Origin of the sequence: Roseovarius sp. MBR-78, assembly GCF_040547535.1 — a bacterium.
Taxonomy (GTDB): domain Bacteria; phylum Pseudomonadota; class Alphaproteobacteria; order Rhodobacterales; family Rhodobacteraceae; genus Roseovarius.
In genome coordinates this window covers 13518-30645 of record NZ_JBEPPX010000014.1, presented here as the reverse complement: position 1 = coordinate 30645, position 17128 = coordinate 13518, and the positions used below count along the sequence as shown (strand labels likewise).

Below are 17128 nucleotides of genomic sequence, written 5' to 3'. Positions count from 1 at the left end.
GCTATACTCCCTCGGGCAAATGCGGCACCTCAGCGCCGCCGACAAGGCGGGCATGGCTCTGGAGCGCGAAACGGTCGGTCATCCCGGCGATGTAATCGCCCACCAGCCGCGCCAGCGCCGCGCGGTCGGGTGCGCGCGCCACATCCGCGCGCCATTCCTCCGGCAGATGTTCGGGCGCGTCGAGATAGACCGGGAACAGGTCGCCGATCACCCGCGCCACCATGCGCCGCATCTCGTTGACCGCCGGGGCGCGATACATGCGGGTAAAGAGAAACGCCCGGATCGCCTGCAAATCCTGCCACATAGCGGGCGAGAACCGGATCACCGGCGCGCCCAGATGGCGCAGCGCCGCCACATCGGCGGGGGCGCTCTCGGCCAGCCGCGCGCCGCTCGTGGCGATCACATCGCCCACCATCTCGCCAAAGACACGGCGCAGCGCCTCGAACCGGCGGCGTTTGGGATCGAGGCCGGGATAGCGCCGGTCCACCTCGGCATAGCACGCGCCGACAATGGGCAGCGCGGCGATCTCGTCATCGGTGAAAAGCCCCGCGCGCAACCCGTCATGCAGGTCGTGGTTGTTATAGGCGATGTCATCGGCAATCGCCGCCACCTGCGCCTCGCCCCCGGCATGGGTGTGCAATTCCAGCCCGTGTACCGCGTCGCATTCGGCCAGCGCCAGCGGCAGATCGCCTGTCACCGGCCCGTTATGCTTGGCCAGTCCTTCCAGCGTCTCCCATGTCAGGTTGAGCCCGTCGAACTCGGCGTAATGCCGCTCCAGCACCGTCACGATGCGCAGCGCCTGCGCGTTGTGATCGAACCCGCCATAGGGGGCCATCAGCGCGGCCAGCGCATCCTCGCCCGCATGGCCAAAGGGCGTGTGGCCCAGATCATGCGCCAGCGCCACCGCCTCGGTCAGATCGGCGTTGAGGCCAAGCGCGCCCGATATGGTCCGCGCCACCTGCGCCACTTCGATGGAATGGGTGAGCCGCGTGCGGTAATAATCGCCCTCATGGGCTACGAAAACCTGCGTCTTGTGCTTGAGCCGGCGAAAGGCGCTGGAATGGATGATCCGGTCGCGGTCGCGCTGAAAGGGCGAGCGAAAGGCGCTTTCCTCCTCGGGCACGCGGCGGCCGCGGGCACGCAAAGGATCGGTGGCGAAACGGGCTGACATCGGCTTGGGTCCTTGTCGCGGCGCGCATGATTCATATATGTCAGACTGAGCAATGAGATGAAACCACCGAAGACAGCCCGGAGGCCCGCCATGAACCTGCCCCCCAAGGTCACCCCCCGCGCCTTTGCCCGCCTCGCCGAGATCGGCGCAGGGTCCGACGGCAAGGCGCTGCGCGTGGCGGTCGAGGGCGGCGGCTGTTCGGGGTTTCAGTATGACATCCGCCTTGACGCGCCCGCCGAGGATGACCTGATCCTCGAGGGCGAGGGGCAGCGCGTGGTGGTCGACAGCGTATCGCTGCCGTTTCTCGCCGGGGCCACCATCGACTTTGCCGAGGAACTCATCGGCGCGCGGTTTGTCATCGACAATCCCAACGCCTCGTCGTCCTGCGGCTGCGGCACCTCGTTCTCGATCTGAGCCTTGCGCCACGACCGCCCCCGCGCGATAGAGGGCAGACGGCTCGGAGGAACGCCCTATGCGCATCGCGTGTTTCAACATCAATGGCATCAAGGCGCGCCACGCCGCGCTCTGCGACTGGCTCGACGAGGCCAGCCCCGATGTGGTGCTGTTGCAGGAGATCAAATCGGTCGATGAGGCCTTCCCCCGCGAGGCGTTCGAGGAGCGCGGCTATAATGTCGAGACCCACGGGCAAAAAGGGTTCAACGGCGTCGCGATCCTCTCAAAACGCCCGCTTGAGGATGTGACGCGCGGCCTGCCCGGTGATGACACGGACGAGCAGGCCCGCTGGATCGAGGCCACGGTGATGGGCGAGGCGCGCGCGCTGCGGGTCTGCGGCCTCTACCTGCCCAATGGCAACCCCGCGCCGGGGCCGAAATACGACTATAAACTCAAGTGGATGGAACGGCTTCGCGCCCGCGCACAAGAGCTTCTGGCGAGCGAAGAACCGGTGCTGATGGGCGGCGATTACAACATCATCCCGCAAGACGAGGACGCGGCCCGCCCCGAGGCATGGCGCGAGGACGCGCTCGCCCTGCCCGAGAGCCGCGCCGCCTTTCGCCGGATTGTCCATCTGGGCTTCACCGAGGCGTTCCGCGCGCGCGTGCAGGGGCCGGGGCATTACAGCTTCTGGGATTATCAGGCCGGGGCCTGGGCGCGCAATAACGGCATCCGCATCGACCATTTCCTGCTCAGCCCGCAGGCCGCAGACCTGATGACCGATTGCGGCATCGACCGCGCCGTGCGCGGGCGCGACAAGCCCTCCGATCACGTCCCCGTCTGGGTCGATCTCGACGCTTGAGCCACGCCTGAGTCAAACGGCCAGTCGCGCCGGTAATGGCCATCGGCAAAACCGGGGCTGACACGGCCCAGCCACGGCGCGCGCCACGCGCCCCCCAGCATCCAGTCAAGCTCGGGCGCGCGCACGCGCTTGGTGCAGCCATTGGGCACAAGGCCGATCTCGCCCAGATAGACCTCGCCGCCGCGCAGGAACATGTCCACACGGATGAAATCGAAAAACTGCCCGATCGCCTCGGCGGCCTCTACCATCAGGTCGAGCTGCGCGGGGGCAGCCACCGGCTTGGACAGCCCCTTGCGTACGTAAAGCTGTTTATTGAGCCACGTGCCCGCGCGGCTATAGACGGTCTGCTGATGTGCGCCAGACCGGTCGGCATCGTGCTGATAGACGACGACGCGCCCGTTGCAGACATAGAATTTCCAATCCGCCGCATCGCCCGCGCCCTCCTCGCGCAGGTCTTCCTCGAGATAGACGCGCCGCTCCATCAGCTCATACCACCACAGGCTCAGCCTCGTGCTGTGCACCCGCCGCATCCAGCGCCGCGTGAGCGCGGCCAGATCGGCGCGCTCTTCGGTCCCGAGCGGGAAAGTCACCGGCAGGTTGGTGCCCGATCCGTGGTTGCACTTGAACCAGTAGGTGCCCGGCGCGACCTCGTCGTTCAGCGGCACTTCGGCATGGGCCGAACTCCACAGGATCGCGGGCCGCCGGATCTGCGCACGCAGGCGGGGCGAAAGCCAGTCATGCGCGCGCAGCTTGTCCGAGGGGGTAACACAAGGCACCAGCCCGAAGAACTTGAACAAAAGCTGCTTGTTGCCAAAGGTCTGCGGATCGATCAGATCGGGCCAGCACTCGTGGTTCTTGTGATAGATCTCGACCGCGCGCACCAGCCCCGGCGCGAATTCCTCGCCCAGCATCTCGACCCCGCGCAGATAGCGCGCGGGCAGCGGCTCGTTGATGCCGTGCAGCCCCTCATCGAGAATGCGCTGAAGCGACCGGCTGACGAACCTTTCGGCGCGCATGATCCGCCCCCTCCCCTGTTGCGGGCCTTGTGCCCGGTTCAGCCAGCCTTGCCCGCCCGCGCCGCCGCGTCAATCGCGTCATAGCGATAAATCCAGTCGAATTGCCGGATCATCGCCTCGGGCGCCAGCCGCCCGCCCGCGCGCAGCGCGGTATGGGCGGCCCATCGCAGCGGCGGAAAACTCAGATGGTATTTCCAGGCATTGCCGGTTGCCGCCGCGACCACCCGGCGCGCGCGGCTCTCGCGCAGCGCCTGGTAGCGGGCAAGCCCACCGGCCATGTCCCCGGCATCATCGAGCGACGCCGCCAGCACCCAGGCATCCTCGAGCGCGAGGCACGCGCCCTGCGCCATGAAGGGCAGCGTGGGATGCGCGGCATCGCCGAGGATCGCCAGCCCGCCGCCCTGCCAGACCCGCGCCACCGGGTGGCGGAACAGCCCCCAGAGGTGCACCACGTCCACCGCCGCGAGCATCGCGCGCACCTCCGGGCCGAAATCGGCGAATGCCGCGCGCAGGGCGTTCGGGTCGTCGGTCTGGCTCCAGCTTTCGGCGGTCCAGGCGGCGCGCTCCTGCACCGCGACAAGGTTGAGGATCTGACCGCCGCGCAGCGGATAGCTCACCACATGGCGCATCGGCCCCATGTGAACGCGCACCTCCCGCCCGCGATCTTGAGTATTGGGGATGAGCGCGCGCCACGCGACCTGCCCGGTAAAGGCCGGGGCCGCGAGACCGTTGAGCACCGGGCGCACCACCGAATGCAGCCCGTCGGCGCCGATCACGATATCGGCATCGAACCGCGCCCCGTTGGCCAGATCGACGCGCGGGCGCGCTCCGCCGGTGACGCCCGCAACCCGTTGCAACAGCCGGATACGCACCCCCGCCGCGCGCGCCCCATCGGCCAGTAGCTCGATGAGATCAGCACGGTGGAGAAAGTGATACCCGCCCTGCCCGGCCTCGCGCAGATCGAGCCGCAGCACCTCGCCGCCCCGGTAATCGCAAAGCTGCACGGCCTGCGCCGCCACCGCGCGCGCGCGCAGCCCCGCGCCCAGCCCGAGCGCATCGAGCACCGCCGCGCCATTGGGGCTGATCTGAAGGCCCGCGCCCACCTCGGCGATCTCGGCGGCCTGCTCGAGCACGGTCACATCAGCCCCGCGCCGCGCCAGCGCCTGCGCCACCGCCAGCCCGCCGATCCCCGCGCCGATCACGGCGATCCTTGTTGCGTTCAGGCCCATCATTCCCCTTTCGGAACAAAACGCGCGCCGGAGGTATGCCCCGGCGCGCGCCTGTCCGTTCCCATTGCCCGAGGCCCCATTGCCCGAAGCACCGCCTCAGTCGTCGCGATGCACCTTCTCGCGGCGCTCGTGGCGTTCCTGCGCCTCCAGCGTCATCGTGGCGATGGGGCGCGCGTCAAGGCGCTTGAGGCTGATCGGCTCGCCGGTCACCTCGCAATAGCCGAATTCACCCTCCTCGATCCGGCGCAAAGCGGCGTCGATCTTGGCCACCAGCTTGCGCTGGCGGTCGCGGGTGCGCAATTCCAGCGCGCGGTCGGTTTCCTCGCTGGCGCGGTCCGCCACGTCGGGAATGGCGCGCGTGCCGTCTTGAAGCGCCTCGATGGTCTCGCGGCTGCCTTCGAGCAATTCCAGCCGCCAGCGCACGAGCTTGCGACGGAAATACTCCAGTTGCCGTTCGTTCATGAACGGCTCGTTCTCTGCGGGTGTGTAATCCTCGGGCAAGAACACTTCGGCTTTCATCTCGATCCCCTCATCAAGGCCAGTGTCCGGCATCTTGAACTCCTCAGCCTGTCGGTGCCTCTGGCCGGTCATCTACACGCGGCACAACGGAATGTCACTAGCCAATCACGCGCCATTGATGTGACCTGATCGAGCGTCTAGTGTCCCGTCATTGCATCCATTTCCGCGCATGAAGGGGGCTCGCAGAGCAATGAGATTCGAGGGAACCGACGCCTATGTGGCCACCCATGACCTGACCGTTGCGGTCAATGCCGCCGTGACGCTGGAGCGGCCCCTGCTGGTCAAGGGGGAGCCGGGCACCGGCAAGACCGAACTGGCGCGGCAGGTGGCGCAGGCGATGGGGATGCGGCTCATCGAGTGGCATGTGAAATCGACCACCCGCGCGGCACAGGGCCTTTACGAATACGACGCCGTCAGCCGCTTGCGCGACAGCCAGCTTGGCGATGCGCGGGTGCATGACGTGGCCAATTACATCCGGCGTGGCAAGCTCTGGGAGGCATTCGCCTCGGAGGACCGCGTGGTGCTGCTCATCGACGAGATCGATAAGGCCGATATCGAGTTCCCCAACGACCTGTTGCAGGAACTCGACCGGATGGAATTCCACGTCTACGAGACCGGCGAGACCGTGCGCGCGCGCCACCGCCCCGTCATCATCATCACCTCCAACAACGAAAAGGAACTGCCCGACGCCTTCCTGCGGCGCTGTTTCTTTCACTATATCCGTTTCCCCGAGGCCGACACGCTCCGGCGCATCATCGCCGTGCACCACCCCGGCATCAAGGAGGCGCTGCTCAGCACGGCGCTCACGCAATTCTACGAGATCCGCGACACGCCCGGCCTCAAGAAAAAGCCCTCCACCTCCGAGGTGCTCGACTGGCTCAAGCTGATCCTCGCCGAGGATCTGAGCCCCGAGGATCTGCGCCGCGACGGCACCGATGCGCTGCCCCGGCTGCACGGCGCGCTCTTGAAGAACGAACAGGATGTGCACCTGTTCGAGCGCCTCGCCTTCATGGCGCGGCGGGGGCGTTGAAGGGCGATACCTGGCAGGTGTTGCCCGATGCGGTGCGGCCAGGCATGTCGCGGCAGACGGTGTGAAGGTCCATGAGGGGACGTTGAAGTATTCCCCCGCGCGGAACAAGGCGCGCTTGCGCGCCGCCGCGCGAGCGCCCGTCCGCCCCCTCGGGCGGGCGCTTTTGCAACGGTGCATACCCGTGCAATCGTTCAAGTATTTTGCGCCATAAAGCGCCTCCCAAAGCCGTTGCTGCGCCCACCCGGCGGACGGGCCCTCGCGCGGCTCATCGCATCATATCGAATGTCCCCTCCAGGCCAGAAACCTCCACCGTGCATCATCGGGCACCTTTTGTCAGGTGCCGCAGACCAGAGTCCTTGGGTCACATCCGGCCTGCTCTGCCTCAGCCCGCAACGCCTCGACCGCCCGCCGAAAGCCGCAGCACCGGTACCGACAGTTTCCCAAATCAGGCATTTATCCCCTGACATGGCCCGCGATCCGTGTCATGAGTTGTCCAAAGGCGATCTTTCCGGCTCTGGAGGCGCGCATGGACCATGCAACGGTGATGACGCTCGTGCAATGGGGGCACGGGGAGGAATGGCGGCTCATGCTGCAACATTCCCGCCCGCATCACGCGCTTGTCTGGATGACGCGCGGACAGGGGATTGCCGTGGTCGAGGGGGTGCGCCGGGGCCTCGGCGTTCACAACGCGCTGGTGCTGCCTGCGGGCACGATGTTTTCGCTCGATACCGGCAAGACCGGCTTTGGCCTTGTCTGCGAGATGCCCGCGCAACCCGCAGCCCCCATGCCCGACCGCGCGCAGCACCTGCGCATCCGCGATGTCACAGGCCAGAGCGAGCTTACGGCGATTTTCGAGGCGATGCAGCGCGAGCAGAACGACGCGCGCCCCTTCTCGGAGGAAGCGGTGGACGCGCAGGCGGCGCTGATGAGCGTGTGGTTGCGCCGCGCCATGCTCTCGCATCCCGACGAGCCCGCCCCCGGTGCCGCCGAGCGGCTGGTGCGGGCCTATGCCGCGCTGGTCGAGCGCCACCACGCCAGCACCCGCAGCATGGCCGATCACGCCCGCACGCTGGGCGTGACGCCCACCCATCTCACCCGCGTCTGCCGCCGCCTCTCGGGGCTGAGCGCCGCCGAATTGCTGACCCAGCGCAGCCTTCATGCCGCGCGCGACCTGATCGAGGCGGGCGAGCGCCCGATGGCGCAGATCGCCGCCGATCTCGGCTTTGGCAGCGCCGCCTATTTCTCGCGCTTCATCCTGCACCATACCGGCAAGAGCCCGTCCGACCTGCGCCAGGCCGCGCTTGAGGCGCGCAAACGCACACCGTTGCGGCGCGTGATCTGACAGCGGGAACGGGTTGCACGCGCGGGCACGGCGGTCTCTAATGAGCCAAGGCCCCAAGCGAGAGAATCCCGCCATGCCGCGCCCTGCCCTGCCCCGCCCTTCCGGCCTTGCCACCCTGTGCGGCGATCTGCATGCGGGCCGGATGGGACGGCGCGAGTTTCTCGGTCAGGCCACGGCGCTGGGTGTCGGCGCGGCAGCGGCGCTTGTGCTGGCCGGGCTACCGGGGCCTGCGCGCGCGCAGCCCGCCATTGCCCGAGGCGGCACCCTGCGCATCCAGCAAAACGTCAAGCCGCTCGGGGATCCGCGCAGCTATGACTGGAGCGAAATGGGCAACCAGACCCGTGGTTTCCTTGAATATCTGGTGGAATACCAAAGCGATGGCACATTTCACGGGATGCTGTTGCAGGGCTGGAGCGTGAGCGAGGACGCCACAAGCTACGTGCTGCGCCTGCGCCCCGGCGTGCGCTGGAACAATGGCGATGCCTTCACCGCCGCGCATGTCGCGCATAATATCGCGCGCTGGTGCGACACCACCGCGCCGGGCAATTCGATGGCCAGCCGCATGACGCCGCTCATCGACGCCACCACCGGACAGGCGCGCGCCGACGCGATCGAGATCACCGACCCGCTGACCGTGACGCTTTATCTCGACCGCCCCGATATCTCGCTCATCGCCAGCATGTCGGATTACCCGGCGGCGATCGTGCATCCCGGCTATGACGGCGGCGATCCGTTCGCGCATGGCGTGGGCACCGGGCCGTTCCGCCCCGTCAGCCTCGCCGTGGGCGAGCGTTGCGTGCTCGAGCGCCACCCCGATCACCGCTGGTGGGGGGCGGAGGTGTTCGGCGGGCCGTGGCTTGAGCGGGTGGAATTCGTCGATCTGGGCACCAACCCCACCACCTGGCTTGCCGCCGCCGAGGCGGGCGAGATCGACATGCTTTATGAAAGTGTCGGGGCCTTCATCCCGGCGATGGATGCCATCGGCTGGACCGATACAAGCGTCGAGAGCGCGGCCACCATCGTGTTTCGCGGCGCACAGGATGCGCGGATCATCGGCACCAACCCCTATGCCCGCCGCGACATGCGCCGCGCGCTGGCGCTGGCGGTCGACAATGCGATCTGCCTCGAGCTTGGCTATGACGGGCGTGGCACGGTCGCGGGCAACGATCATGTCAGCCCGCTGCACCCCGCGCATGCCGATCTTGGCCCCGCCAGGTATGACCCCGGCGAGGCGCGCCGCCTTGCGACGCAAGCCGGGCTTATGGGGTTCAAGCACGAGCTTGTGACCCTCGACGACGAATGGCAGCGCGCCAGCGGCGACGCGGTCGCGGCGCAATTGCGCGATGCCGGGCTGCGGGTGGTGCGGCGTATCGTGCCGGGGGCAACATTCTGGGCCAATTGGCGTGACTACCCGTTTTCCGGCACCCAGTGGAACCACCGCCCGCTTGCGGTGCAGGTGCTGGGGCTGGCCTATCGCTCCGGTGCCGCGTGGAACGAGACCGGCTTTGCCAATGCCGAATTCGACGCCCTGCTTGACGAGGCCAACGCGCTTTTCGATGCCGAGGCGCGCCGCCGCGTGATGGCGCGGCTTCAGGCGATCCTGCGCGACGAGGGCGTTATCATCCAGCCCTATTGGCGCGACCTGCACAACCACCATAACGGGCGGCTGGTGAACGCGGAAAAGCATCCCTCCCACGAAATCCATCTCTACCGGATCGGATTTGCCGCCTGAGCGGTGCGGCCTGGAGCGTGCCCGCGTTCATTCGCATTCACGCGCGTCGCTCCGGTGTTCGGCATCTGACACAAACTGCCCGATGCTGCACTGGGGCCGTCTTTGGCCTTGAGCCGCCATTCGCGTCTTGTTCCCGCGCGGAGTCAAGGCGTGCTTGCACGCCGCCGCGCAGCGCCCGACCGCCCGGACGGGCGGGCACCGCGCGGCTATCTCTGAAACCACGAATGTCCCCTTCAGGCCATTCACGACGCCTGCCGCACCACATCTTACAATATGTCAGGCCGGATCATCCTTGGGCACCATCTGTCAGATGTCGAACACTAGCTTCCCAGGATCACCCGCACGTAATCGCGGGTCTCTTTGTAGGGGGGCACGCCACCGTGTTTCTCAACCGCGCCGGGACCGGCATTATAGGCCGCCAGCGCCAGACGCCACGTTCCAAACTTGCGGTATTGCGCGGCAAGATAGCGCGCGCCGCCCTCGAGATTCTGCCGCGGGTCGCGCGGATTTACGCCGAGGATGCGCGCGGTCTCGGGCATGAGCTGCGCCAGCCCGATCGCCCCTTTGTGCGATACCGCGTCAGCGCGCCAGCCCGATTCCTGCTGCACCAGCCGCAAAAACAGGCTCTCGGGGATACCGTGACGGCGCGCCGCCTGTTTCGCCGCGTCAAGATAGGGGCCGCGATAAGCCCCGCGAAAGAGCGGCGACGGCGACAGATCATCCCATATCGTGGGCGCGCGAAAGCCCGTGCGCTCGATCTGCACGGTGCTTTTGGATTTCTGGTTCGCCCGACGGTCAAGCACTCTTGCCTGCGATTTGAAGACGCCGATCCGCCCCTTGGTCGACAGCGTATCTGCCGCAGAAACCTGCGGCATCAGCAACCCGGCCACGAGCGCCCCAAAGATCCAGCGCATCCCCTGTCGTCCCCCGTCACATCCTTGACGCGTACCCTAGCGGGATTTCGCAGGATTTTCGAGCGATTTTCGTGCCGCGCGCCCCGACGCGCGGGAAATTGCCAAGATGCCGCGAATTTTAACCTTTCCTTCACACCGATGCGATGATGTAACCGGGGCCTAGGCATAACAACGCGAACAAGGAGGGCATCATGGCCGGCTCTGTCAACAAGGTCATCATCATCGGCAACCTTGGCCGCGATCCCGAGGTGCGCACCTTCCAGAACGGCGGCAAGGTGTGCAACCTGCGTATCGCCACCTCCGAGCAGTGGAAAGACCGCACCACCGGCGAACGCCGCGAGAAAACCGAGTGGCATTCGGTGGCGATCTTTCAGGAGGGGCTGGTGCGCATCGCCGAGCAATACCTGCGCAAGGGCTCCAAGGTCTATATCGAGGGCAAGCTGCAAACCCGCAAATGGCAGGATCAGTCCGGCCAGGACCGCTATACCACCGAGGTCGTGCTCCAGGGCTTTGACGGCACGCTCACCATGCTCGATGGCCGCAGCGAGGGCGGCGCGGGTGGCGGTGGCGGTAGCAGCTATGGCGGCGGCGATCCCGGCTACGGCGGTGGCGATTATGGCGGCGGGGCCCCCGCCGGGCGGCCCTCGAATGATATGGATGACGAAATCCCGTTCTGATCTCCCCTGCGATCTCGCCTGCGCCTAAACCGCTTTGCCTCTGGTCATTCTGCGCCGCGGCGTCTAAGGCGCGGACTGAACAGCATCAGGACACCGCCCAATGGATATGCGCAACATCGCAATCATCGCCCATGTCGACCACGGCAAGACCACGCTCGTGGACGAATTGCTCAAACAATCCGGCGCCTTTCGCGCAGGACAGGCCGTGGACGAGCGCGCGATGGACAGCAACGATATCGAGCGCGAGCGCGGTATCACAATCTTTGCCAAACCCACTTCGGTGGTGTGGAAAACCACCCGCATCAACATCGTCGATACCCCCGGCCACGCCGATTTCGGCGGCGAGGTGGAGCGTATCCTGTCGATGGTGGACGGTGTCGTGCTGCTGGTCGATGCCGCCGAAGGCCCGATGCCGCAGACCAAGTTCGTCACCTCCAAGGCGCTGCGCCTCGGGCTGCGGCCCATCGTGGTGCTCAACAAGGCCGACAAGCCCGCCGCCGAGCCTGACCGCGTGCTCAACGAGGTGTTCGACCTCTTCGCCAATCTCGACGCCAATGATGACCAGCTCGATTTCCCCCATATGTATGCCTCGGGGCTGAATGGCTGGGCCGATCATGAGATCGACGGGCCGCGCCGCGACCTGACGGCGCTGTTCGAGCTGATCGTGAACCACGTCCCCGCGCCGAAACAGATCGCGCAGGTGGATGATGATTTCCGCATGCTTGCCACCACGCTCGGGGCCGATCCCTTTGTCGGGCGCATCCTCACCGGCCGCGTCGAATCGGGGCGGCTCAAAGTCGGGCAGACAGTGCAGGCGCTGTCGCGCATCGGCCAGAAGATCGAGCAGTTCCGTGTGAGCCGCATCCAGGCGTTTCGCGGCCTTGCCAGCCAGGATATCGACGAGGCCAGCGCCGGCGATATCGTCAGCCTTGCCGGCATGTCCAAGGCCACCGTGGCCGATACGATCTGCGCGCTGGCCGTCGACACGCCGCTGGCCGCACAACCCATCGACCCGCCCACCATCTCTGTTACTTTCGGCATCAACGACAGCCCCCTTGCCGGGCGCGACGGCAAGAAGGTCCAGAGCCGGGTGATCCGCGAGCGCCTGATGAAAGAGGCCGAATCGAACGTCGCCATCAAGGTCAGCGACACGCCGGGCGGCGAGGCCTTCGACGTGGCCGGGCGCGGCGAATTGCAGATGGGCGTGCTGATCGAGAACATGCGCCGCGAGGGATTCGAGCTGTCGATCACGCGACCGCAGGTGCTCATGCGCGAGGGCGAGAACGGCGAGCGGCTGGAACCGGTCGAGGAAGTCACCATCGACGTGGATGACGAATATACCGGCGCGGTGATCGAGAAGATCACCGGCCCGCGCAAGGGCGATCTGGTCGAGATGCGGCCCTCCGGCGCGAGCAAGACCCGGATCGTCGCGCATGTGCCGTCGCGGGGCCTCATCGGCTATCACGGCGAGTTCTTGACTGATACGCGCGGCACCGGCGTGCTCAACCGCGTGTTTCACGGCTGGGTGCCGCATCGCGGCCCGATTCCGGGGCGGCGCGCGGGCGTGCTCATCTCGATGGAATCGGGCGAGGCGGTGGCCTATGCGCTGTGGAACCTCGAGGAGCGCGGGCATATGTTCATCGGCGCGCAAGCTCCGGTCTATACCGGCATGATCATCGGCGAGCACAGCCGCGAGAACGATCTCGAGGTCAATCCGCTGAAGGGCAAGAAGCTGACCAACGTGCGCGCCTCGGGCACCGACGAGGCGGTGCGCCTGACGACGCCGGTCACGCTCAGCCTCGAAGAGGCGATCGCCTATATCAACGATGACGAATTGGTGGAGGTCACACCGAACGCGATTCGCCTGCGCAAGCGCCATCTCGATCCGCATGAGCGCAAGCGCGCCTCCAAACAGGGCTGATGGGGGCTGCACCGGCGCGGATCTCCGCGCCGGGATGCCTTACTCGCAGGAAATTTCCTGCATGACGTAATATTCATCCTTCACGAGGGTTTTTTCCTCGCGATAGATCGCGGCGTATTCCAGCAGCTCGATCCGCCCGTTGCGCTTGATGTATTTGCGCTCCGGTTCCTTGACGAGGATTTTCTTGACGTCGTATTGCGCCGGGACGAGCACCCGCTGATAGCAGGCGATCAGCTTCGGCTCCTGCGCCTGCGCCGCGCCGCCCAATGCGATCATGGTCGCGCCCAAGGTGATGACAAGTTTATTCATTAATCCGCTCCACATGCCTCTTTGCCGCAGGTCTAGACCCTGCAAATGGTAAAGACGGGGCACAGGGATGGCGAAACCATGAAAAAGGCCCCGCATCGCGGGGCCCCTGGAATTGGTGTTTCACCCGTCAAAGGGGCGTTAGTTGATGCAGGCTTCCTGGCGCATGATCCAGTGGCCATCCTTGGTCTTGGTCTTCACTTCCTTGTAAACCGGCGCGTAGTGAACCTTGACCATCTGGCCGTTGCGGTGCTCCCACGCGGTCTTGCCATGTTTCACAAGAACCTTGGACGTGCTGTATTCAGCGGGATACCAGACCTTGCCATAGCACTCGACAACGTGGCCTTCCCAGGCTGCAGCAGAGGTTGCGCTCAGGGCGATGGCCGTGGCAGCGGCGGCAAAAACTTTTGTGATCATAGACATACTCCTCAGGTGACAATAGTGGTTAAAGGTTAATGCATCTTTGCGAATTTTAGCAAATGAACAGTCACCACCTGCGCCTGCTCCACTTTCCCAACCATTTGAAAAAAAATGAAATATGGCAAAACTGTGGCAGCGCGGTCACGGAAAATTTCGAACCCGCCGGAAATACTTTGAGCCGACTGGCCACCGTCACGAAACAATACCAGCGATTGCGTGATCACTGTTTCCCGACCGCCCTCTGCTCACCGAATCAGAACGCAAATCACTTTTCTTCCACCGGCGGCTATTCGCTTGTCTCGACGATCACCAGATCGCGCTCGGACGCGCCCCGCGCATGGTCGAGGGCCTGCTGATAGGCGGCGCTGCGATAACAGGCCTCTGCCGCGTCGAGGCTGGGAAACCGCGCCACCACGTTGCGCGCGTGATCGCGCCCCTCAAGCTGCACGTAGCGGCCACCGCGCGCGATGAACTCTCCGCCATGCGCGGCGATGGCGGGACCGGCGAGCGCGGCATAACGGCCATAGGCCTCGGCATCGGTGACGGTAACATGGGCAATCCAGAGCGCGGGCATGGGGCTTTCCTTTCAGCTATTGGGGATCATATCCCGTCGACGATCACGAGATCGCGGCTCGACGCAGACAGCGCCAGCGGCAGGATGCGGCGATACTCCTCGGAATGATACCAATCAAGCGCGGTCTGCCGGTCGGGAAAGGCAATCACGACATGGCGGTCGGGGCAATTGCCCTCGACCACCGTTTGCGCGCCGCCCTTGACCAGAAACCGCCCGCCGAACTTCTCGGCCAAGGCCACGGTCTGCTCGGCATAGGCCGCGTAATCCTGCGGGTTCGTGATCGTGATCCGACCGATGATATAGGCGGTCATCTTCCCTCCTCAGGAGGCAAGAACCGCCTCCGCTGCCGTGATCGCGGCCTCGGCACCGCCGATATCGCTGCCACCGCCCTGCGCCATGTCGGGACGGCCACCGCCCCCCTTGCCGCCGAGCGCGGGCACCGCCGCCCTCACCAGATCCACCGCCGAAACGCGGCCCTCCAGATCGGCGGTCACACCCGCCGCCACCGCCACCTTGCCGCCGGTATCGGCAATAAGCAAGATCGCACCGCTTCCCATCCGCGCCTTGTGCGCGTCGATGAGCGGTGGCAGATCGCGGCCCTGCACGCCCGTCAGCACCTGCGACAGGAAGGCCACGCCGCCCACCTCGCGCGGCGCAGGCCCCGCCTGCCCGGCAGAGCCGCCCGCCATCGCCAGTTCGCGGCGCAGTTGCGCCACCTCGCCCGCCAGCGCGCGCCGCTCCTCGATCAGGGCGCGCACGCGGTCGGGCACGTCCTCGGCCCGCGTCTTCAACTCGCCCGCCACCGCCGCCAGCCCGGCGCTGCGGGCACCCAGATAGTCGAACGCCGCCGCCCCGGTCAGCGCCTCGATGCGGCGCACCCCGGCGCTCGACGCGCCCTCGCCGATGACCGCGAATGTGCCGATATCGCCGGTGCGCCGCACATGGGTGCCGCCGCACAGCTCGATGGAATAGGTCGCACCATCCGCGCCCTTGCCCGAACCCTCCAGCCGCCCCATCGACACGACCCGCACCTCGTCGCCGTATTTCTCGCCGAAAAGCGCCTGCGCACCGATCGCGCGGGCATCATCGGGGGTCATGATCCGCGTCTCCACCGGAGTATTGCCGCGGATGAAGGCGTTGACCTCCGCCTCGACGCGCGCCAGCTCGTCACGGCCAAGCGCGGCGGCGTGGGAGAAATCGAATCGCAGCCGGTCCGGCGCGTTGAGGCTGCCGCGTTGCGCCACGTGCGGCCCGAGCGCGCGCCGCAACGCCTCGTGCAGCAGATGCGTCGCGGAATGGTTGGCGCGAATGGCACTGCGGCGGTCGTGATCGACCACCAGCCGCGCCGCCGCGCCCGCCCTGATCTCCCCGGTCTCGACCTCGGCCATATGCACGAACACGCCCGACAGCTTTCGGCAATCGCTCACCCGCGCGCGCCCGCTCTCCGTCTCGATCACGCCGGTATCGCCGACCTGCCCGCCGGATTCGGCGTAAAACGGCGTCTGGTTGAGCACGATCTGCACCCGCTCGCCCGCGCGCGCCTGCGCCGCCTCGGCCCCGTCCGTGACCAGCGCCACGATGCGCCCCTCGGCGCGCTCGGTCTCGTAGCCGAGGAATTCGGTCGCGCCATGCGTCTCGGCGATGTCGAACCAGATCTGCTGATCGGCAGTCTCGCCCGTGCCAGCCCAGGCGGCGCGCGCCTTGGCCTTCTGCTCGGCCATCGCCGTCTCGAACCCGTCGAGATCGACGCCGCGCCCCTGCTCGCGCAAGGCATCCTGCGTCAGATCGAGCGGAAAGCCGAACGTATCATAGAGCCGGAACGCCGCCGCACCGGGCAGCGCCGCACCCTTGGGCAGGTGGCCAAGCTCGTCTTCCAGCAGGCGCAGGCCGCGCTCCAGCGTCTGGCGAAACCGCGTCTCTTCAAGGCGCAGCGTCTCGGTGATGAGCGCCTGCGCGCGGCCCAGTTCGGGGAAGGCCTGCCCCATCTGCGAGACCAGCGCGGGCACCAGCCGGTGCATCAGCGGATCGCGCGCGCCCAGCATATGCGCGTGCCGCATCGCCCGGCGCATGATCCGGCGCAGCACATAGCCGCGCCCCTCGTTCGAGGGCATCACGCCATCGGCGATGAGAAACGAGGTCGAGCGCAGGTGATCGGCGATCACGCGGTGATGCACCGCGCCGGGCCCGTCGGGATCGGCGCTGGTGGCATGTGCGCTCGCCTCGATCAGGCTGCGCATCAGGTCGGTGTCGTAATTGTCGTGCTTGCCCTGCAACAGCGCGCCGATCCGCTCCAGCCCCATGCCGGTATCGATGGATTGCATGTCGAGCGGGCGCATCGAGCCATCATCGAAGCGCTCGTTCTGCATGAAGACGAGGTTCCATATCTCGATGAACCGGTCGCCATCCTCATCGGCGCTGCCCGGCGGCCCGCCCCAGATATCGGGCCCGTGATCGTAGAATATCTCGGTGCAGGGCCCGCAGGGGCCCGTGGGCCCCATCGACCAGAAATTGTCATCCGTGGCGATGCGGATGATCCGCTCGTCGGGCAGGCCCGCGTATTTCTTCCAGATCGCGGCGGCCTCATCATCGGTATGGTAGACCGTCACCAGGAGCTTGGAGCGGTCGATCCCGAAATCGCGGGTCAGCAGATCCCAGGCATAGGGAATCGCCTGTTCCTTGAAATAATCGCCAAAGCTGAAATTCCCCAGCATCTCAAAGAACGTATGGTGCCGGGCGGTATAGCCGACATTGTCGAGATCGTTATGCTTGCCACCCGCGCGCACGCATTTCTGGCTGGTCACGGCGCGGGTGTAGTCGCGATGCTCGACACCGGTGAAACAGTTCTTGAACTGCACCATGCCGGAATTGGTGAACATCAGCGTCGGATCATTGCGCGGCACGAGCGGTGAGCTTTCGACGACGCGATGGTCGTTGCGCTCGAAAAAATCGAGGAAGGCGCTGCGTATCTCGTTGAGCGTGGGCATGGCTGTGTGACTTTCGGCTTTTGTCTCGGGAGCTTCGT

At 66.2% G+C, this 17128-nt stretch carries 17 protein-coding genes; 7 read left to right on the top strand and 10 right to left on the bottom strand.

Annotated elements, in window-relative coordinates; all coding sequences use genetic code 11:
• Position 1: 1 nt before the first annotated feature.
• A complete protein-coding gene (locus tag ABIE58_RS12485) occupies positions 2-1171 on the bottom strand; it encodes a deoxyguanosinetriphosphate triphosphohydrolase (RefSeq protein ID WP_354545052.1) in 1170 nt (389 codons plus the stop codon).
• Positions 1172-1261: 90 nt separating this feature from the next.
• Here ABIE58_RS12485 and ABIE58_RS12480 point away from each other — a divergent pair, with 90 nt between their 5' ends.
• Both ABIE58_RS12480 and xth read left to right on the top strand, forming a co-directional pair.
• A complete protein-coding gene (locus ABIE58_RS12480) occupies positions 1262-1585 on the top strand; it encodes a HesB/IscA family protein (protein WP_354545051.1) in 324 nt (107 codons plus the stop codon).
• A gap of 58 nt (positions 1586-1643) precedes the next feature.
• Positions 1644-2426, top strand: coding sequence for an exodeoxyribonuclease III (xth, locus tag ABIE58_RS12475; RefSeq protein ID WP_354545050.1), 783 nt, complete (start codon positions 1644-1646; stop codon positions 2424-2426).
• On the opposite strand, the gene ABIE58_RS12470 is transcribed toward xth, so the two are convergent.
• The 3 genes from ABIE58_RS12470 to dksA form a co-directional block, all read right to left on the bottom strand.
• Positions 2393-3442, bottom strand: a complete 1050-nt coding sequence (locus ABIE58_RS12470) for an ATP-grasp fold amidoligase family protein (RefSeq protein WP_354545049.1) — start codon at positions 3440-3442, stop codon at positions 2393-2395. The genes xth and ABIE58_RS12470 overlap by 34 nt on opposite strands.
• A 38-nt stretch (positions 3443-3480) precedes the next feature.
• Entirely contained in the window at positions 3481-4671 is a 1191-nt protein-coding gene (locus tag ABIE58_RS12465) for an FAD-dependent monooxygenase (protein WP_354545048.1), read from the bottom strand.
• Between the two features lie 96 nt (positions 4672-4767).
• A complete protein-coding gene (gene dksA, locus ABIE58_RS12460; RefSeq protein ID WP_354545047.1) occupies positions 4768-5223 on the bottom strand; it encodes an RNA polymerase-binding protein DksA in 456 nt (151 codons plus the stop codon).
• Positions 5224-5380: 157 nt separating this feature from the next.
• Here dksA and ABIE58_RS12455 point away from each other — a divergent pair, with 157 nt between their 5' ends.
• The 3 genes from ABIE58_RS12455 (at position 5381) to ABIE58_RS12445 (ending at position 9294) form a co-directional block, all read left to right on the top strand.
• Entirely contained in the window at positions 5381-6220 is an 840-nt protein-coding gene (locus tag ABIE58_RS12455; RefSeq protein ID WP_354545046.1) for an AAA family ATPase, read from the top strand.
• A 526-nt stretch (positions 6221-6746) separates the two neighbouring features.
• Positions 6747-7562 (top strand): AraC family transcriptional regulator, encoded by an 816-nt coding sequence (locus tag ABIE58_RS12450; protein WP_354545045.1) that lies wholly within the window; start codon positions 6747-6749, stop codon positions 7560-7562.
• 73 nt (positions 7563-7635) lie between these two features.
• On the top strand, positions 7636-9294 hold the full coding sequence (locus ABIE58_RS12445; RefSeq protein ID WP_354545044.1) for an ABC transporter substrate-binding protein: 1659 nt from the start codon (positions 7636-7638) through the stop codon (positions 9292-9294).
• Between the two features lie 320 nt (positions 9295-9614).
• Here ABIE58_RS12445 and ABIE58_RS12440 read toward each other — a convergent pair whose 3' ends face one another.
• Positions 9615-10208 (bottom strand): lytic transglycosylase domain-containing protein, encoded by a 594-nt coding sequence (locus ABIE58_RS12440; RefSeq protein ID WP_354545043.1) that lies wholly within the window; start codon positions 10206-10208, stop codon positions 9615-9617.
• 191 nt (positions 10209-10399) lie between these two features.
• On the opposite strand from ABIE58_RS12440, the gene ssb reads away from it, so the two are divergent.
• Entirely contained in the window at positions 10400-10885 is a 486-nt protein-coding gene (ssb, locus tag ABIE58_RS12435; RefSeq protein ID WP_354545042.1) for a single-stranded DNA-binding protein, read from the top strand.
• Between the two features lie 100 nt (positions 10886-10985).
• Positions 10986-12806 (top strand): translational GTPase TypA, encoded by a 1821-nt coding sequence (gene typA / locus ABIE58_RS12430; RefSeq protein WP_354545041.1) that lies wholly within the window; start codon positions 10986-10988, stop codon positions 12804-12806.
• Between the two features lie 39 nt (positions 12807-12845).
• Here typA and ABIE58_RS12425 read toward each other — a convergent pair whose 3' ends face one another.
• The 5 genes from ABIE58_RS12425 to alaS form a co-directional block, all read right to left on the bottom strand.
• Positions 12846-13115, bottom strand: coding sequence for a hypothetical protein (locus ABIE58_RS12425; RefSeq protein WP_354545040.1), 270 nt, complete (start codon positions 13113-13115; stop codon positions 12846-12848).
• Positions 13116-13253: 138 nt separating this feature from the next.
• Entirely contained in the window at positions 13254-13529 is a 276-nt protein-coding gene (locus ABIE58_RS12420; protein ID WP_354545039.1) for a hypothetical protein, read from the bottom strand.
• Between the two features lie 289 nt (positions 13530-13818).
• Positions 13819-14106: a DUF1330 domain-containing protein gene (locus tag ABIE58_RS12415; RefSeq protein WP_354545038.1), complete on the bottom strand. Its 288-nt coding sequence runs from the start codon at positions 14104-14106 to the stop codon at positions 13819-13821.
• A 26-nt stretch (positions 14107-14132) separates the two neighbouring features.
• Positions 14133-14417 (bottom strand): DUF1330 domain-containing protein, encoded by a 285-nt coding sequence (locus ABIE58_RS12410; RefSeq protein WP_354545037.1) that lies wholly within the window; start codon positions 14415-14417, stop codon positions 14133-14135.
• A 9-nt stretch (positions 14418-14426) separates the two neighbouring features.
• Positions 14427-17090, bottom strand: coding sequence for an alanine--tRNA ligase (gene alaS / locus ABIE58_RS12405; protein ID WP_354545036.1), 2664 nt, complete (start codon positions 17088-17090; stop codon positions 14427-14429).
• Between the last annotated feature and the right edge of the window lie 38 nt (positions 17091-17128).

What these genes read in the sequence shown, in the direction of transcription:
- ABIE58_RS12485 (WP_354545052.1), bottom strand. Translation starts at nt 1,171, where the DNA reads ATGTCAGCCCGTTTCGCCACCGATCCTTTGCGTGCCCGCGGCCGCCGC.
- ABIE58_RS12480 (WP_354545051.1), top strand. Translation starts at nt 1,262, where the DNA reads ATGAACCTGCCCCCCAAGGTCACCCCCCGCGCCTTTGCCCGCCTCGCC.
- xth (WP_354545050.1), top strand. Translation starts at nt 1,644, where the DNA reads ATGCGCATCGCGTGTTTCAACATCAATGGCATCAAGGCGCGCCACGCC.
- ABIE58_RS12470 (WP_354545049.1), bottom strand. Translation starts at nt 3,442, where the DNA reads ATGCGCGCCGAAAGGTTCGTCAGCCGGTCGCTTCAGCGCATTCTCGAT.
- ABIE58_RS12465 (WP_354545048.1), bottom strand. Translation starts at nt 4,671, where the DNA reads ATGGGCCTGAACGCAACAAGGATCGCCGTGATCGGCGCGGGGATCGGC.
- dksA (WP_354545047.1), bottom strand. Translation starts at nt 5,223, where the DNA reads ATGCCGGACACTGGCCTTGATGAGGGGATCGAGATGAAAGCCGAAGTG.
- ABIE58_RS12455 (WP_354545046.1), top strand. Translation starts at nt 5,381, where the DNA reads ATGAGATTCGAGGGAACCGACGCCTATGTGGCCACCCATGACCTGACC.
- ABIE58_RS12450 (WP_354545045.1), top strand. Translation starts at nt 6,747, where the DNA reads ATGGACCATGCAACGGTGATGACGCTCGTGCAATGGGGGCACGGGGAG.
- ABIE58_RS12445 (WP_354545044.1), top strand. Translation starts at nt 7,636, where the DNA reads ATGCCGCGCCCTGCCCTGCCCCGCCCTTCCGGCCTTGCCACCCTGTGC.
- ABIE58_RS12440 (WP_354545043.1), bottom strand. Translation starts at nt 10,208, where the DNA reads ATGCGCTGGATCTTTGGGGCGCTCGTGGCCGGGTTGCTGATGCCGCAG.
- ssb (WP_354545042.1), top strand. Translation starts at nt 10,400, where the DNA reads ATGGCCGGCTCTGTCAACAAGGTCATCATCATCGGCAACCTTGGCCGC.
- typA (WP_354545041.1), top strand. Translation starts at nt 10,986, where the DNA reads ATGGATATGCGCAACATCGCAATCATCGCCCATGTCGACCACGGCAAG.
- ABIE58_RS12425 (WP_354545040.1), bottom strand. Translation starts at nt 13,115, where the DNA reads ATGAATAAACTTGTCATCACCTTGGGCGCGACCATGATCGCATTGGGC.
- ABIE58_RS12420 (WP_354545039.1), bottom strand. Translation starts at nt 13,529, where the DNA reads ATGATCACAAAAGTTTTTGCCGCCGCTGCCACGGCCATCGCCCTGAGC.
- ABIE58_RS12415 (WP_354545038.1), bottom strand. Translation starts at nt 14,106, where the DNA reads ATGCCCGCGCTCTGGATTGCCCATGTTACCGTCACCGATGCCGAGGCC.
- ABIE58_RS12410 (WP_354545037.1), bottom strand. Translation starts at nt 14,417, where the DNA reads ATGACCGCCTATATCATCGGTCGGATCACGATCACGAACCCGCAGGAT.
- alaS (WP_354545036.1), bottom strand. Translation starts at nt 17,090, where the DNA reads ATGCCCACGCTCAACGAGATACGCAGCGCCTTCCTCGATTTTTTCGAG.